The sequence below is a fragment of the Hydrogenophaga pseudoflava NBRC 102511 genome (assembly GCF_001592285.1).
Lineage (GTDB): Bacteria > Pseudomonadota > Gammaproteobacteria > Burkholderiales > Burkholderiaceae_C > Hydrogenophaga > Hydrogenophaga pseudoflava.
In genome coordinates, this window is the sequence record NZ_BCWQ01000014.1 from 77,050 (window position 1) to 91,376 (window position 14,327).

Consider the following 14,327-nt stretch of genomic DNA (forward strand, 5'->3'; position numbering starts at 1 on the left):
GCCTGCATGACCCTCACCTCCCGGCGCCGTGTGGCTTCCACACGGCTTTTTTGTCTGTTGTCGCTGCTGCTCCTGGGCATACCGCTGCAGGCGGCGGAGCCCGACCCGGGCAGCGCCCCAGAAGCCAGCGACACCCGCGGCGAGCCCGAACGTTTTGCGATTACGCTGCAGGCGCCGCCAGACCTGCAGGCCTTCTTGTCGCGCCACATCGAGCTGCAGCGCTACCGCCACCTGCCGGACCTGGACAGCGGTGAACTCGACCGACTGCTGCTCGCGGCACCCGACAACCTGCGGCAGTTGCTGGGCACGCAAGGCTTCTTTTCGCCGGAGGTGGAGGTCACCCGCCGGCCCGGCAGCGCACCGCTGGGCGACGTGCAGATCCGCATCGAACCCGGCCCGCCCACCCAGGTGGCGTCCTCGGCGGTCTATTTCAGCGGCGACATTGCCCGCCACGCCGAGGCCGAAAACCAGCGCGAGGCGGTGCGCCAACGCGGTCAGCAGGCGGTGGGGCAACCCTTCTCGCAGGCGGCCTGGGACCGCACCAAATCCGACACCCTGCGACTGCTCACCGCGGAGCGCTACCCGCGCGCGCGCATCGCCAACAGCTTGAGCGACATCGACGCCACCGGCCACGCCGCGCACTGGCACATCGAACTCGACTCCGGCGCGCCGGTGAAGATCGGCGAGGTGCAGGTGGAGGGCGCCGAGCGCTACGACCCGCGCACGGTCGAGCGCCTGGTGTGGCTGGCCGGCCTGCGGCCCGGCACCGACTACAGCCTGTCGCGGCTGCAGGACGCGCAGCAGCACATCGCCGACACCGGCTACTACAGCTCGGTGTTCGCCTACGTGGACCTGGACGCTGCCGGTGAGGCCGACGCCCCGGCGCCGGTGGTGGTGCAGGTGCGCGAAGCGCCGCTCAAGAAGGTGGTGCTGGGCATCGGCGGCAGCACCAACAACGGCCCGCGCCTCTCGGCCGAACACCAGCACCTGCGCATGCCCTTCCTGGGCTGGCAGGCGCGCAGCAAGCTGCAGCTGGAGCGCCACGACCAGCTGCTGTCCACCGACTGGAGCGCGCCGGTGGAGGACGATGGCTGGCACTGGCTGACGGGCGGACGCCTGGCGCGGCAGACCGATGGCGACAACACCGTCTCCAGCCTGCGGCTGAGCCTGGGCAAGGCGCAAAACAGCCCGCGCATGGACCGGCGCTACTTCGTGCAATACGACCGCGCGCGAACCGTGAACACCGCGCTCGCCAGCCTCTCGTCCGACGGCAACGAGGCCGCCGTCTCGGTCAATTACGGCTGGACCTGGCGCCGCTTCGACCAGCTGCCCTTTCCCCAGAGCGGCTACGGCCTGGGCCTGACGCTGGGCGCCGGCACCACGCTTGGCAGTGAGCGCAAACCGTTCCTGAGCACGCAGGCGCGCTGGCTGGGCTACTGGCCGCTGGACCGCGGGCTCGGCGCCTGGACCGCCACCGCTGAAACGCGCGAGCCCACCACTGCCCCGCCGCCCAGCCGCCTCGGTCGGCTGGCCCTTCGGCTGCAGGGTGGCGCACTGCTGGCCGACAGCACCGCCCGCATTCCCGACACGCAGCTGTTCCTCACCGGGGGCGACAACACGGTGCGCGGCTACGGCCTGCGCGACATCGGTGTGCCCCAGGCCGATGGCAGCGTCGCGCCGGGGCGCTACATGGCGGTGGCCAGCTTCGAATGGCAGCGCCCGATCTGGCGCGGCGGCGTGCGCACCGACTGGGAAAGCGTGCTGTTTGCCGACGCGGGCATCGTGACCAACCAGCCCTCGCACACCAGCCCCAAGGTGGGCGTGGGCGCCGGGCTGCGATACAACAGCCCGGTGGGCCCGCTGCAGCTGGACCTGGCCTATGGCCTGGGGCCCAAGCGCCTGCGCGTCCACCTCAACGTGGGGTTCAGTTTCTGATGCGCGCGCTTCGGACCGGGCTGTGGCTGGCGGGCGGCGCGCTGGGTCTGCTGCTCGCGGCGGTGGTCGCGCTCTGGCTATGGGCCGGCACGCCCGGTTCGCTCGCGCAGGCACTGGCCTGGGCCGGACGCTGGACCCAGGAGGCGGACGCTTCGCCGGGCCGCCTGCAGACCGACAACGTCGAAGGCAGCCTGCGCGGCGGCGGGCGCATCGGCAGCCTGCGCTGGTCGCAGGACGGCCTCACGGTGCAGGCCGAGGGCGTGGCGCTGCAATGGGGCGACGCGCTGTGGACCGACGCGCTGCAAGGCCGGGGCCTGCACATCCCGTCGCTGGCCATCCGCAGCCTGCGGGTGGACGACCAGCGCCCTCCCACGCCGAGCGAGCCACTGGCAGACCTGAGCCTGCCCCTGCCGCTGCCGCTGAGCCTGGGCTTTTCGCTGCAGCGTTTCGAGCTCACGGGCCGGCAGGCGCTGAGCGCCACGGACATCGCCGGGCACTACCGCTACGCCGCGCTGTCCACGCCCATGGACGAACCCGCCCTGCCCGACACGCCGGGCGTGACCGCCGCGCACCGCCTGCGCCTCGATTCGCTGCAGTGGGCCGACGGGCGCTACCGCGGGCAGCTCAACCTGGGCGCGCAGGCCCCGCTGCCCCTGGCGCTGGCGCTGCAGGGCGAGGTGCAGGGCCGCGTGCCCGACGGGCCTGCGCTGCAGCTGCAGGCCCAGGCGCGCGCCAACGGCACGCTGGCCGGTGTGGGCGCCGCGCTCGACATCAGCGCCCAGGCCCAACCCGCGGACGGCGCCACCGGCCCGGACGCCACCACCCTGTCGCTCACCGCCCGCGTGCTGCCCTGGGCCGACCAGCCCCTGCACAGCGCCGACGTGAACGCGCGCGCCCTCAACCTCGCCATGCTCTGGCCAACCGCGCCGGTGACAGCGCTGAGCGGGCAGCTGCAGGCGCAGCCCGAAGGCGACGGCTGGCGCGCCAGGGTGCAGCTCACCAACGCCCGCGAGCAGCCCGCCGACCAGCAGGGCCTGCCGCTGCAGCAGCTGCAGGCCGAGGTGCTGCAGAGCGGCGGGCGCTGGACCGTGCGCGGGCTGCAGGCGCGGCTGGGCGGCGGCACCCTGCAAGGCCAGGCCTCGTTCACAGCGGGCCCTGCTGGCCAGGGGGCATCGGCCCTCACCGACTGGCAAGGCGAACTGCAGGTCCAGGGTGTGCAGTCCACGCGGCTCTGGAGCACGCTGCCGCCCGGCGTGCTCGACGGCAAGGCCAGCGCGCGCGCCGCCCCCTCACCCGCACCTGCCGGCGCCGTCGACCTGCAGGCGCAGCTGGGCGCGGCGGGCGCGCGGCTGCAGGGCCAGGGCCGGCTGGAGCCGGCTCAGCGCAGCCTGCAGGGCCGCTGGGGTCTGGAGCTGCCCGGGGCGCGGCTGGACTGGGACGGCCAGGCCGGCCACGCCAGCGGACAAGGCGACCTGCGCGCGCGGCTGGACAACACGCCCCGCCTGCTCGACTGGGTGCGCGGCCTGCGCAGCCTGCCGGTGTGGAGCGCATCGGCACGCGACATGCTGGCCTCGCTCGACCGGCTGCGCGTCGACAACGGCGGCAGCGCCCGGGTGCAGTGGTCGGGCGGGCTGGCCGCGCTGGGCTGGCCGGCACCGGCTGCGGCGTCCACATCCCCATCAGCGCCGGTGACCCCGGTGGCACCACCCCGGCTGCAGGCCACGCTGAACCTGCCCGGCCTCGGCTGGCAGGGCGGCGACGGCGCCGCACCGCTGCGCATCGAAGGCCTGGCGCTGAGCGCCGCCGGCCCGCTGGACGCCCTCGCGCTCAACGCGGCCGGCAGCGCCACCACCGCCGGCTGGCGGCTGGGCCTAGACGCGGGAGGGCAGCTGGGCGTGGCCTCCACGGGCGGCCGGCTCGACCTGTCCCGCCTGCAGCTGCGCCTGAACCCCGAGACGGCATCGGCCCGCACGCCCGGCTGGCGGCTGGACAGCACCACGCCGCTGCGGCTGGGGTGGACCATCGACCCGGCCAACGGCCTGGCGCTGGACGCGGGCACCGGCGCGCTGGCGCTCAGCCCCCTGCCCGGCACCGCGGCCGCCCCCCAGACCCCGCTCACCCTAGACTGGCAGCGCCTGGTCTGGCAGGCCCAGACGCTGGACACCCGGGGCCGGCTGCAGGGCCTGTCGCTGCCCTGGCTGGAGTCGTTCGCGGCCCTGGGGCCCGCGCCGTCCCCGCTGGCCTCGAACGGCCTGGCCGGCGACCTGGTGCTCGACGGCGACTGGGACCTGCGCCTGCCCACGAACCCGTCCGCCCCGTTCACCCTGGCGGCCAGCCTGCAGCGGCGCAGCGGCGACCTGCGATGGAACGGCGGCAACGGCAGCCCGGACGCGCCCCTGTCGGCCGGTGTGCGGGACGCGAGGCTGAGCCTGAACGTGCAGGACCGGCGGCTGCAGGCGCTGCTGCGCTGGGACACCGAGCGCCTGGGCCAGGCCAGCGCCGACCTCGCCAGCACGCTCGGCAGCGGCACCGGCGACAGCACCGACCCGCTCGAACGCTGGTGGCCCGCCAGCGCCCCGCTCAGCGGCTCGGCCCAGGTGCGGCTGCCGCAGGTGGGGGTGTGGTCGCTGCTGGCGCCGCCCGGCTGGCGCATGCAGGGCACGCTCAGCGCCGACGCCCGCCTGGGCGGCACGCGCGGATCGCCCGCATGGAGCGGCAGCCTGCAGGCCGACGAGCTGGCCCTGCGCTCCGTCGTCGATGGCATCGCCTTCACCAACGGGCAGCTCCGCGCCACCCTCGCGGGCGAGCGCATCCGCGTCGACCGCTTCAGCCTGCAGGGCCCGGGCGGCGCGGCCAGCGGCGGCACGCTGGAGGCCAGCGGCCAGGCCGAGTGGCGCAGCGTGCCCGGCAGCCTGCTGCGCCAGCCCTACATCGAGCTGAAGGCCCAGGCGCAGCGCCTGCGCATCTCCAGCCGCCCCGACCGCCGCCTCACGCTGTCGGGCGACGCCAATGCCACGCTGGACGGCCGCCTGCTGCAGCTGCGCGGCCAGCTCAAGGCCGACTCGGCGCTGTTCATCCTGCCCGACGAGAGCACGCCCAGCCTGGGCGACGACGTGGTGGTGCGCAGCACGCGCGACCTGCCCGTGCCCGAAGGCACCGGCCAGCGCGTGTTGCCGGACGTCTCGGTCGCGCTGGACCTGGGGCCGCAGTTCGAGGTGCGTGGCCAGGGTCTGGACGCGCGTCTGGAGGGGCAGCTCAGCCTGCGCGCCACGCCCGCCCTGCCGACGCCGCGCGTGCTGGGCGAGGTGCGCACCGTCAACGGCACCTTCCGCGCCTACGACCAGAATCTGCGCATCGAGTCGGGCGTGCTGCGCTTCACCGGCCCCTACGACGACCCGGCGCTGGACATCCGCGCCGTGCGCGTGCTGCCCGAAAACACCAACCAGCGCGTGGGGGTGCAGCTCAGCGGCAACGCCCAGGCCCCGCGCGTGGCCCTGTTCGCCGACCCGGACCTGCCCGACGGCGACAAGCTGGCCTGGCTGGTGCTCGGTCGCCCGGCCTCGGCCGCCGGGGCGCAGGCCTTCGTGCTGCAGCAGGCGGCGCGGCGCCTGCTCTCCAGCGGTGGCGAGCCGCTGGACGGTGCGCTGGCGCGCACGCTGGGCATCGACGAGATCGGCTTCTCCGGCTCGGGCACCAGCGCCGACGGCACCACCACCGGGGCGGCGCTCACGCTGGGCAAGCGCCTCTCCAGCGACCTCTACCTGAGCTACGAACAGAGCCTGGCCGGCGCCATGAGCACGGTCTCGATCCTGTACGACCTCTCGCGCCGCCTGACCCTGCGCGCACGCGCCGGCACCGAGAACGCGATCGACCTGATCTTCACCCACCGCTACGACTGAAAACCCCCCGGGCGCCGCACATACAATGCGGGCTCTCTCAAGCCGCCATAGTTCAATGGATAGAACGAGCGCCTCCTAAGCGCTAGATACAGGTTCGATTCCTGTTGGTGGTACCAGTCACCGCTGGCGCAACGTACGCGAGAGCATGATCACCGGCACCAGGCCCACCAGCACCAGCGTCAGGGCTGGCAAGGCCGCCTCCCCCAGGCGCTCGTCGCGCGCCAGCTGGTAGGCCACCACCGCCAGGGTGTCGCTGTTGAAGGGCCGCAGCACCAGGGTGGCCGGCAGTTCCTTCATCACGTCCACAAACACCAGCAGCGCCGCCGCCGCCGTCGTGCGCCGCAGCAGCGGCCAGTGCACGCGGGCGGCCAGCGCAGCGCCGGTGGTGCCGAGCATGCGGGCCGAGTCGTCCAGGCTGGCCGGGATGCGCGCATAGCCGCTCTGCGCCGATTGCAGGGCCACCGCCGTGAAGCGAACCAGGTAGGCCCAGACGATGCCCATCACGGTGGCGGTCACCCAGTAGCCGATGCTGCCATCGGGAAAGGCCTTCTGCGCCCAGCCCACCGGCAGCAGCAGGCCGACCACGATCACCGCGCCCGGCACCGCATAGCCCAGCCCCGCCAGTTGCACCACACCCCGTGTCAGCGGACCGGGCCGGGTGCGCACGGCAAACGCCAGCACCAGGGCCAGCACCGTGGCCGCCGCCGCGCTGATGGCGGCCAGGCGCACGCTGTTGCCGGCCCACTGCACGAACGAGGTCCAGGGCAGTTCTTCCCAGCCGCCGATCAGCGGGCGCAGCATGAACAGCACCGGCAGCACGAAACCAAACAGAATGGGCAGCGCGCAGGCCAGCCAGGCCAGCGCGGACCGCCCGCCCGACAGCGGCACCGGCTGCGCGTCGGCGCTGCCGGCGCGCTGGCCGCGCAGCGAGGCAAAGCGCATGCGCTGCTGCGCGCGCCGCTCCAGCCACAGCAGCAGCGCCACCAGCGCCAGCAGCATGGTGGCCAGCTGCGCCGCCGCCAGCGGCATGTCCATGGACAGCCAGGCCTTGTAGATGCCGGCGGTGAAGGTCTGGATGCCGAAGTAGCTGGCCACGCCGAAGTCGGCCAGCGTCTCCATCAGTGCCAGCGCCACCCCCGCCGCCACCGCCGGGCGCGCCAGCGGCAGCGCCACCTCGCGGATGCGGCGCGACAGCGGCGCGCCCAGCAGGCGGGCAGCTTCCATCAGCTGCGCCGCGCGCTCGGTCAGTGCCGTGCGCGCCAGCAGGTAGACATAGGGGTAAAGCGAGAAGGTGAAGACCCAGACCGCGCCCGGCGTGTTGCGGATCTCGGGGAACACCCGCCCGCGCAGGCCGAAGCTCTCGCGCATCCAGACCTGGAGCGGGCCGCTGAACTGCAGGAAGTCGGTGTAGGCGTAGGCCACCACATAGGCCGGCATGGCCAGCGGCAGCAGCAGCGCCCACTCGAACACGCGCCGCCCGGGGAAGTCGAACAGGGTGACGGCGCTGGCGGTGGCCATGCCCACCACCGCGACACCCAGCGCCACGCTCAGGCACAGCACCACCGACGTGACGGTGTAGTCCGGCAGCACGGTGCGCGACATTTCCGCGAGCACCTCGCGCGCCGCGGCGTCGAACTGGGACCAGGACGCCAGCAGCGCCAGCACCGGCAGGGTCAGCGCCAGGGCCAGCAGCAGCAGACCAACGGTGGAGGAAATGCGGGACAACACAAATGAGAATTGTAGTTATCTACAATGGACCACCATGTTCCTCCAGGTCAGCCAGCTCAGCGTCAAGTACTCCGGCTCGTCCCACCCCGCAGTGGACGGCGTGTCGCTCGGCCTTCGTGCGGGCGACATCGGCGTGCTGATCGGGCCCTCGGGCTGCGGCAAGACCACGCTGCTGCGCGCGGTCGCCGGACTGGAACGTGCGCACGCCGGCAGCATCACGCTGGAGCGCGAAACCGTCAGCGACGGCTCGCTGCACGTGCCCGCCGAGCGGCGACGCATCGGCATGGTGTTCCAGGACTACGCGCTGTTCCCCCACCTCGACGTCGGCCGCAACGTGGCCTTCGGCATCGCCAAACTGCCGCGCGCCGAACGCGAGCAGCGCGTGGCCGAGGTGCTGGCGCTGGTCGGGCTGGACGGCATGCAGGCGCGCTACCCGCACGAGCTCTCCGGCGGCCAGCAGCAGCGCGTGGCCCTGGCCCGCGCCCTGGCACCGCACCCCCGGCTGCTGCTGCTGGATGAACCATTCTCCAACCTCGACGTCGACCTGCGCGAGCGGCTGGCGCACGAGGTGCGCGGCATCCTCAAGGCCGCCGGCGCCACCGCCCTCTTCGTCACCCACGACCAGCTGGAAGCCTTCGCCATCGGCGACCTGATCGGCGTCATGCACCAGGGTCACCTGCACCAGTGGGACGACGCCTATGCGCTCTACCACCGGCCCGCCACGCGCTTCGTGGCCGAGTTCATCGGCCACGGCGTGTTCGCGCCGGCACAGATCCAGCAGGTGGCCGGCGAGGTGATCGTGCAGACGCCCATGGGCGCGCTGCTGGATGTCGAGGAATGCCCGCTGCCCTCGGCCTACGAGGCCGGGCTGTGCGACGTGCTGCTGCGCGCCGACGACATCGTGCACGACGACGAGGCGCCGGTGAAGGCGCAGATCGTGCGCAAGGCCTTCCGCGGCTCCGAGTTCCTCTACACGCTGCGCCTGTCCAGCGGTGAGACGCTGATGACGCACGTGCCCTCGCACCACAACCACGCGGTGGGCGAGTGGATCGGCATCCGGGCCGAGGTCGACCACGTGGTCACCTTCGAGCGCGGCGCCACGGCGACCACGCCGCCCGCGCCGGGCGTGCACCTGCGCTGAGGCCCCGGTGGCGGGTGCCCGGACCACGCCGTCCATCCTGCTCACCGGCTTCGAGCCGTTCGGTGGCGAACGCCTCAACCCCAGCGCGCTCGTCGCGCAGGCCCTGCACGGCCAGCACATCGGCGGCCGGCCGGTGACCTCTCTGGTGCTGCCCTGTGTGTTCGGTGACGCCATCGCCGCACTGGAGCAGGAGCTGGCGGCTCAGCGACCCGCCCTGGTGCTCTGCCTCGGACAGGCCGGCGGACGCGAAGGCGTGACGGTGGAGCGCATCGCCGTCAACCGGGACGACGCGCGCATCCCGGACAACGCGGGCGCGCAGCCGCTGGACCGTGCGGTGCTGCCAGGCGCACCGGCGGCCTACTTCAGCCGCCTGCCGGTCAAGGCCCTGGTGGCGGCGCTGCAGGCCAAGGACGTGCCGGCGGCTGAGTCGCTGAGCGCCGGCAGCTTCGTCTGCAACCACCTGTTCTATGGCCTGATGCACGCCCTGCGGCGCCGCCGCAGCGTGCAGGCCGGCTTCGTGCACCTGCCCTGGCTGCCCGAGCAGGTCGCGGAGCGCCCCAGGGCCTTCGCGCTCCCGCTGGACACCCAGGTGCACGCCGTGCAGCACCTGCTGGCCACAGCGTTGCAGTGGCGAGGCCGGGGCGACCTGCAGCGCGTGGGCGGCGCGCTGGACTGATCCCGCTCCGCTTCAGTTCAGGCGCTGCTTGAGCGCCGGGATGCGCGAAATCAGCAAGCCGTCCAGCAGCAGCACCGCCACCAGCACCGCGCCCGAGAGCGGGAACGCCAGCGCCACCGCCAGCATCACCACCGCACCGGTTTTCCAGAGCGCGGCGTCGGCGGGTGCGCGCGGCGCCACCAGACGACCGGCGTTCGCGGGCCGGCGCTTCCACCACATCACGATGCCGCTGACGCACAGGAAGAGCACCGCCAGGCAGAACAGCACGTTGGCCCAGGCGCTCCACAGGCCCATGTCGCCCTGGTGCAGCGCGATGCCCACGGCCATGAGCTTGGCCATGGGCGAGTAGTCGGCGAATGCAGCTTCGGCCAGCACGCGGCCGGTGTACTGGTCCAGGTGCACGAAGCGGTCGCCGGTCGGGTCGCTCAGGTCGCCGCTCATGCTGTCGGCGCTGATGCTGTAGACGCCGGTGTCGTCCCGCGGCACGGCGATGTGGAACTGTCCGCTGAAACCGATGGAGCGCGCGTAGGCGTCGACCGTGTCGAGGTCGACCGGCTGGCCGTCTGGGATGCCCGGCCGGCCGGCGCTGGAGCCGGAAGCCGGCATCGGCGTCTGCTCCAGCCCCCAGGGCACTTCCTTCAGGCCCGGGGTGGCGAGCGCCGCGTGCGTCGCGTCGGACTTCGGCACGTCGTCCCACTTGGCGGCGGGGAAGCTGCCCCAGGGCTGCACGAAATGGCCACCCCAGATGCCCGCCCAGGCCAGCCCCGTCAGAAGGAAGAAGGCCAGCACCAGGCCGACCCAGAAGGCCACGCTCACGTGCAGCGACTTCCAGGCGCTGCGGCCCCTGGCCGAGAGGTCGGGCAGCAGCACCCGGGTCCAGCCCTGCCCGCCGCGCGGCCAGGCCATGTAGGCACCGGTGACGATGAGCACGATGCCCAGGCCGGCGGCGATCTCGATCAGCCGGTCGCCCAGGTCACCGAGCAGAAGCGTGCCGTGGATCTTCTCGGCCCAGGCGAACACGGTGTGCTCCTTGTCCACGTTGCGCAGCAGCTCGCCGGTGTAGGGGTTGACGGCCACGGCCTCGTCGCGCCCGTCCACCGTCACCACGAACCAGGCCGGCCGCGTCTCGGACTTCGGCGCCACGACCTCCTTGAGCTGCGCGCCGGGCCGCTGGGCCAGCACCGCCTGCGCCATCGTGCCGACGGGGGCGGTGGTGGCCTGCGGCTGCACGTCGATGTTCATGCCCAGGCGGTGCTGGAAGCCGGTGAAGAACACCATCACCAGGCCGGTGACGGCCAGCATGGTGAGGAAGGGCACGACGTAGAGGCCGGCGTAGAAGTGCCAGCGCCAGGCCAGCATGTGGAACTGGCCCAGCGTCGGGGGGGTGGTGGGTGGCATGGGGGTTTTCTGAAGGTTCATGACAGGGCGCCGATGGCCATAGACGGCGACACCCAGGGCGCGAACCCGGTCGGCGCGACCGGGGGCAGCGGGTGGACGCGGGCCGGGCCGCTCTTGCGGCGGCGCGGCGGCAGCAGCTGGGCCAGACCGCGGCACACGGTTTCGGCCTTGGCGTCCACCATCTGGGCCAGCTCGCGCAGGGCAGGCAGGGCCGAGCGCAGCGCGTCCGCACGCGCCTCGTCGGCCGCCTGTGCGCCCTGCCAGGGCAGGCCGAGCAGCTGGAGCAGGCAGGCCAGCCGGGACAGCACGTTGCCGGTGCGCAGCGTGGCCATGTCCTGGGTGCGCATCTGCTGCTGGAACAGGGCCTCGCGCAGCAGGGCCTCGCGTTCGGTCTCGGTGGTCACCGGCACCGGGGCCAGCCGGCAGTCGGTGAAGGCAATGGCGGTGAACTGGTAGGGCTGGTCACACAGCGACTCGACGCCCACCAGATCGCCCGGCAGGGCGATCAGCACCGGCAGGCGGGACGGGCCGCTCTCGCGGTCCAGGCGCACCGTGCCGTCGAGCACGCGCCACAGGCCACCGGTGGCACCGGCCTTGAAAAGGGGGTCTTGACCGGCGCACAGGCGCACCGGTTCTTTCACAGGGTTCGACATGGCAACTCCAGAAACGGACTTCACGAGGCCGAGTGCATCGGTGCACCGCGGCCGACGAGGCGGGACAGGCCCGCCGGTGAATCAGCCCTGGAGCGGCGGGCCGCGCGCGGCGGCGCGGGGCGCCTCGGCGGACCGGAGATCGGTGGAGAAGAAGAACGGTGTGGGCCAGCTCGCCACCACCGCGGGCAGCGCGGGCCAACCGGGCAGCAGGGGCGCAAAGCGTTCGGCGGCCAGCGTGCAGTGGCCACACAGATCCAGCGCGCCCGGACGCTCACCGTCGGGGCCGGCGGCCGGATCGCGACCCAGCTCGCTCGCCAGCACCCACTGCATGCCCTGCGCGGTGCAGAGCTCGACCCAGTCCTGCCCGTCCTGCGGCGGCCCGGCCGCGAGCGCGCGCGAGACCGCAGGCGCCAGCGTGGCCAGCAGCAGGGCGGCCAGCAGCCAGCCCGACAGTCGCCGGGCCAGGTGGTGCCAGGACAGGAGGGTCATCGGGCGAACAGGCTCAGGACATCAGTGCTTGTGCTCGGTGGCCGGTGCGGGCTTGCTGCCCATGGCGGCCGGAGTCGCCAGCGGCTTGGCCGGGGCCTTGACCTCGACGGTTTCGCGCTTGCCGTCCTTGCCTTCGAACACCAGCGTCACCGGCACCACGTCGCCCTCCTTCACCTGGGCCTTCAGGTCCAGCAGCATCACGTGGTAGCCGCCAGGCTTGAGCTCGACCGCCTTGCCGGCCGGCAGCGCCAGGCCGGGGATCTGGCGCATCTTCATCACGTTGTTGTCCATCGCCATCTCATGGATCTCGACCACGCCGGCCACCGGCGACTGGGCCTCGACCAGCTTGCTGTCGGCCTTGGCGGTGAGCTGCATGAAGGCGCCGGTGGCCTTCTGCTGGGCCACGGTCGCGCGGACCCAGGGGTCCTTGATCTCGACCGAGGACTGTGCAAAGGCGCTGGCCGACGCGGCGATGAGGGCGATGCTGATGAGGTGTTTCATGGGGACTCCTTGGGGTTGAAAAAAAGTTGGGGGAAAAGGGATCAGGACGCCGGGGCATCCAGCAGCGCGCGGACATCGGCGGTGTAGTCATCGGCGGTTTGTTCGTGCCGCAGCGCCACGCGGATGCGGCCCTGGCGGTCGAACAGGTAGCTCAGCGCCGTGTGGTCCATGGTGTAGCTGCTGCCGGTGGGCACCTTCTTGTAGAAAGCGCGGAAGTCCTTCGCGGTCTGCGCGATCTGCTCGGCATTGCCGGTCAGGGCCAGGAAGCTGGGGTGGAAGGCGGCCATGTACTCGCGCAGCAGCTCAGGCGTGTCGCGCTCCGGGTCCACGGTCACGAAGACCACCTGCAGATCGCCGGCCCGGGGGCCCAGCCGCTCCATCACCGCCGCGGCGCGCGTGAGCGCCGTCGGACAGACATCGGGGCACTGCACGAAGCCGAAGTACAGCATCACGACCCGGCCCTGGAAGTCGGCCAGGGTGCGGGTCTGCCCGTTGAAGTCGGTCAGCGAAAAACCGCGGGCGTAGTCGGCCCCGGTGATGTCGATGCCCTTGAACGAGGGCGTCGCCGGTTGGCCACCAGGGGACAGCCGGTCACAGCCCGACAGCAGACCGGCGGCACCGGCTGCGAGCCACAGCAGGCTCTGTCGACGGCTCATGGCGCGTGAAAACAGCGAAGAGGAAACGGACGCGAGAGGCATGGCACCCCCGAAAAACGGACAACACAGGCGCACTCCCGCAGGAGCGCGCCACGGCGCGGGTTTTCAGAGGCTCAGCGGAGGCGCCCGGGAACGGGCGGTCGCCCAGACCGTGTCGGTCAGGGGGGCGCGGTAGAACGCCGAAGGCTGTTCGGCCAGCGGGGCGGGCAGCATGGCCACGGCCTCCACCGGGGGCAGGCCGCTGGCGCCACCGTGCAGGGTGCACCAGGGGCAGTGCGGGCTGGCATCAGAGCCAGCGGGCTGGCCATCGATCTTCTGCGCCAGTTCGCCGGTGTCGGCCTGGACCCAGACCATGCCGGTGGTGGTGCAGATTTCCAGCCAGTCGGCGCGGTCGCTGCCGCCCATCCGGGCCTGTGCGATGGTCGGCGCGAGCGCACCCAGCAGCATGGCCACAAGGGCCAGCCAGGCGGCAAAACGGCGACGCAGGCGCAGGAAAGACATCGCGCGATGTTAACAGCGCGGTCCTGTGGGCGACGCATCCCGGAACCCGCGGCCCCTACGATGCCGCTGTTCGCCCAACCTCCAGGAGACACACCCCATGCTCACCCTCTGCGGCTTCTCGGCCAGCAACTACTACAACAAGGTCAAGCTCGCCCTGCTCGAAAAAGACGTCCCTTTCCAGGAAGAACTGGTCTGGGTCGGCCAGACCGACCGGGCGGCCAGCCCGCTGGGCAAGGTGCCCTACCTGAAGACCGACGAAGGCCCGCTGTGCGAGTCGACCGTGATCCTCGAATACCTGGAAGCGAAGTACCCGCAGCACCCGCTGCTGCCGGCAGACCCGTTCGCCGCGGCCAAGGCGCGCGAACTGCTGCGCTTCATCGAGCTGCACCTGGAGCTGGTGGCGCGCAACCTCTACCCCGAGGCCTTCTTCGGCGGCAAGATCAGCGACGCGGCCAAGGAGAAGACGGCCCAGCAGCTGGAGAAGAACGTGGCCGCGTTCGCCACGCTGGCGGGCTTCCCGTCCTTCATCGGCGGCGCCGAATTCACGCTGGCCGATGTGGGCGCCGCGGTGCACCTGCCGCTGGTCAGCAGCGCCAGCAAGATCATCTATGGCAAGGACGTGCTGGCGGACCTGCCGGTGCGCGACTACCTCAGGCGCATCGGTGAACGCCCTGCGGTGCAGAAGGTCAACGCCGACCGCAAGGCCAACACCGAACTGATGCTGGCGCGCGCGAAAGCGTAGTCAGAAAA

Annotated in this window: 12 protein-coding genes and 1 tRNA gene; 6 read left to right on the top strand and 7 right to left on the bottom strand. The window is 72.3% G+C overall.

Going from position 1 to position 14,327, the window contains the following annotated elements; genetic code table 11:
* The first annotated feature begins 6 nt into the window (after positions 1-6).
* The 3 genes from HPS01S_RS17020 to HPS01S_RS17030 all read left to right on the top strand — a co-directional run bounded on the left by HPS01S_RS17020 (position 7) and on the right by HPS01S_RS17030 (position 5,950).
* Positions 7-1,935, top strand: a complete 1,929-nt coding sequence (locus tag HPS01S_RS17020) for an autotransporter assembly complex protein TamA (protein ID WP_084397465.1) — start codon at positions 7-9, stop codon at positions 1,933-1,935.
* Positions 1,935-5,834: a translocation/assembly module TamB domain-containing protein gene (locus HPS01S_RS17025; protein WP_066158657.1), complete on the top strand. Its 3,900-nt coding sequence runs from the start codon at positions 1,935-1,937 to the stop codon at positions 5,832-5,834. The genes HPS01S_RS17020 and HPS01S_RS17025 overlap by 1 nt, the downstream gene beginning before the upstream one ends.
* 41 nt (positions 5,835-5,875) lie before the next feature.
* Positions 5,876-5,950: transfer RNA gene (locus HPS01S_RS17030), tRNA-Arg, on the top strand.
* 1 nt (position 5,951) lies between these two features.
* Here the strand turns inward: HPS01S_RS17030 and HPS01S_RS17035 are convergent.
* Positions 5,952-7,562 carry an ABC transporter permease gene (locus tag HPS01S_RS17035; protein ID WP_066158660.1) on the bottom strand — a complete coding sequence of 537 codons (1,611 nt, stop codon included), beginning with the start codon at positions 7,560-7,562 and terminating at the stop codon, positions 5,952-5,954.
* 34 nt (positions 7,563-7,596) lie between these two features.
* Between HPS01S_RS17035 and HPS01S_RS17040 the strand changes: the two genes are divergently transcribed.
* Together HPS01S_RS17040 and pcp are read left to right on the top strand one after the other, a co-directional pair.
* The gene (locus HPS01S_RS17040; protein WP_066158666.1) at positions 7,597-8,703 is read left to right on the top strand and encodes an ABC transporter ATP-binding protein; all 1,107 of its coding nucleotides are present in this window, start codon (positions 7,597-7,599) and stop codon (positions 8,701-8,703) included.
* Positions 8,704-8,710: 7 nt separating this feature from the next.
* Positions 8,711-9,379 (top strand): pyroglutamyl-peptidase I, encoded by a 669-nt coding sequence (gene pcp, locus HPS01S_RS17045; RefSeq protein WP_066158669.1) that lies wholly within the window; start codon positions 8,711-8,713, stop codon positions 9,377-9,379.
* A 12-nt stretch (positions 9,380-9,391) separates the two neighbouring features.
* On the opposite strand, the gene HPS01S_RS17050 is transcribed toward pcp, so the two are convergent.
* The 6 genes from HPS01S_RS17050 to HPS01S_RS17075 form a co-directional block, all read right to left on the bottom strand.
* The gene (locus tag HPS01S_RS17050) at positions 9,392-10,777 is read right to left on the bottom strand and encodes a PepSY-associated TM helix domain-containing protein (RefSeq protein WP_218016608.1); all 1,386 of its coding nucleotides are present in this window, start codon (positions 10,775-10,777) and stop codon (positions 9,392-9,394) included.
* A 17-nt stretch (positions 10,778-10,794) separates the two neighbouring features.
* Positions 10,795-11,430 carry a cyclic nucleotide-binding domain-containing protein gene (locus HPS01S_RS17055; protein WP_066158674.1) on the bottom strand — a complete coding sequence of 212 codons (636 nt, stop codon included), beginning with the start codon at positions 11,428-11,430 and terminating at the stop codon, positions 10,795-10,797.
* An 81-nt stretch (positions 11,431-11,511) separates the two neighbouring features.
* Positions 11,512-11,919, bottom strand: coding sequence for a DUF2946 family protein (locus HPS01S_RS17060; protein ID WP_066158678.1), 408 nt, complete (start codon positions 11,917-11,919; stop codon positions 11,512-11,514).
* Between the two features lie 21 nt (positions 11,920-11,940).
* Positions 11,941-12,420, bottom strand: a complete 480-nt coding sequence (locus HPS01S_RS17065) for a copper chaperone PCu(A)C (protein WP_066158680.1) — start codon at positions 12,418-12,420, stop codon at positions 11,941-11,943.
* A 41-nt stretch (positions 12,421-12,461) separates the two neighbouring features.
* On the bottom strand, positions 12,462-13,076 hold the full coding sequence (locus HPS01S_RS17070; RefSeq protein WP_084397467.1) for an SCO family protein: 615 nt from the start codon (positions 13,074-13,076) through the stop codon (positions 12,462-12,464).
* 105 nt (positions 13,077-13,181) lie between these two features.
* Complete coding sequence (locus tag HPS01S_RS17075) at positions 13,182-13,577, bottom strand: DUF2946 domain-containing protein (RefSeq protein WP_066158686.1); 396 nt, start codon at positions 13,575-13,577, stop codon at positions 13,182-13,184.
* 97 nt (positions 13,578-13,674) lie between these two features.
* On the opposite strand from HPS01S_RS17075, the gene HPS01S_RS17080 reads away from it, so the two are divergent.
* A complete protein-coding gene (locus HPS01S_RS17080; protein WP_066158691.1) occupies positions 13,675-14,319 on the top strand; it encodes a glutathione S-transferase family protein in 645 nt (214 codons plus the stop codon).
* Positions 14,320-14,327: the final 8 nt, after the last annotated feature.

Coding starts and splice junctions, on each gene's coding strand:
- HPS01S_RS17060 (WP_066158678.1), bottom strand. CDS start 11,919: ATGACCCTCCTGTCCTGGCACCACCTGGCCCGGCGACTGTCGGGCTGG.
- HPS01S_RS17070 (WP_084397467.1), bottom strand. CDS start 13,076: ATGAGCCGTCGACAGAGCCTGCTGTGGCTCGCAGCCGGTGCCGCCGGT.
- HPS01S_RS17050 (WP_218016608.1), bottom strand. CDS start 10,777: ATGCCACCCACCACCCCCCCGACGCTGGGCCAGTTCCACATGCTGGCC.
- HPS01S_RS17020 (WP_084397465.1), top strand. CDS start 7: ATGACCCTCACCTCCCGGCGCCGTGTGGCTTCCACACGGCTTTTTTGT.
- HPS01S_RS17040 (WP_066158666.1), top strand. CDS start 7,597: ATGTTCCTCCAGGTCAGCCAGCTCAGCGTCAAGTACTCCGGCTCGTCC.
- HPS01S_RS17025 (WP_066158657.1), top strand. CDS start 1,935: ATGCGCGCGCTTCGGACCGGGCTGTGGCTGGCGGGCGGCGCGCTGGGT.
- HPS01S_RS17080 (WP_066158691.1), top strand. CDS start 13,675: ATGCTCACCCTCTGCGGCTTCTCGGCCAGCAACTACTACAACAAGGTC.
- HPS01S_RS17065 (WP_066158680.1), bottom strand. CDS start 12,420: ATGAAACACCTCATCAGCATCGCCCTCATCGCCGCGTCGGCCAGCGCC.
- HPS01S_RS17055 (WP_066158674.1), bottom strand. CDS start 11,430: ATGTCGAACCCTGTGAAAGAACCGGTGCGCCTGTGCGCCGGTCAAGAC.
- HPS01S_RS17075 (WP_066158686.1), bottom strand. CDS start 13,577: ATGTCTTTCCTGCGCCTGCGTCGCCGTTTTGCCGCCTGGCTGGCCCTT.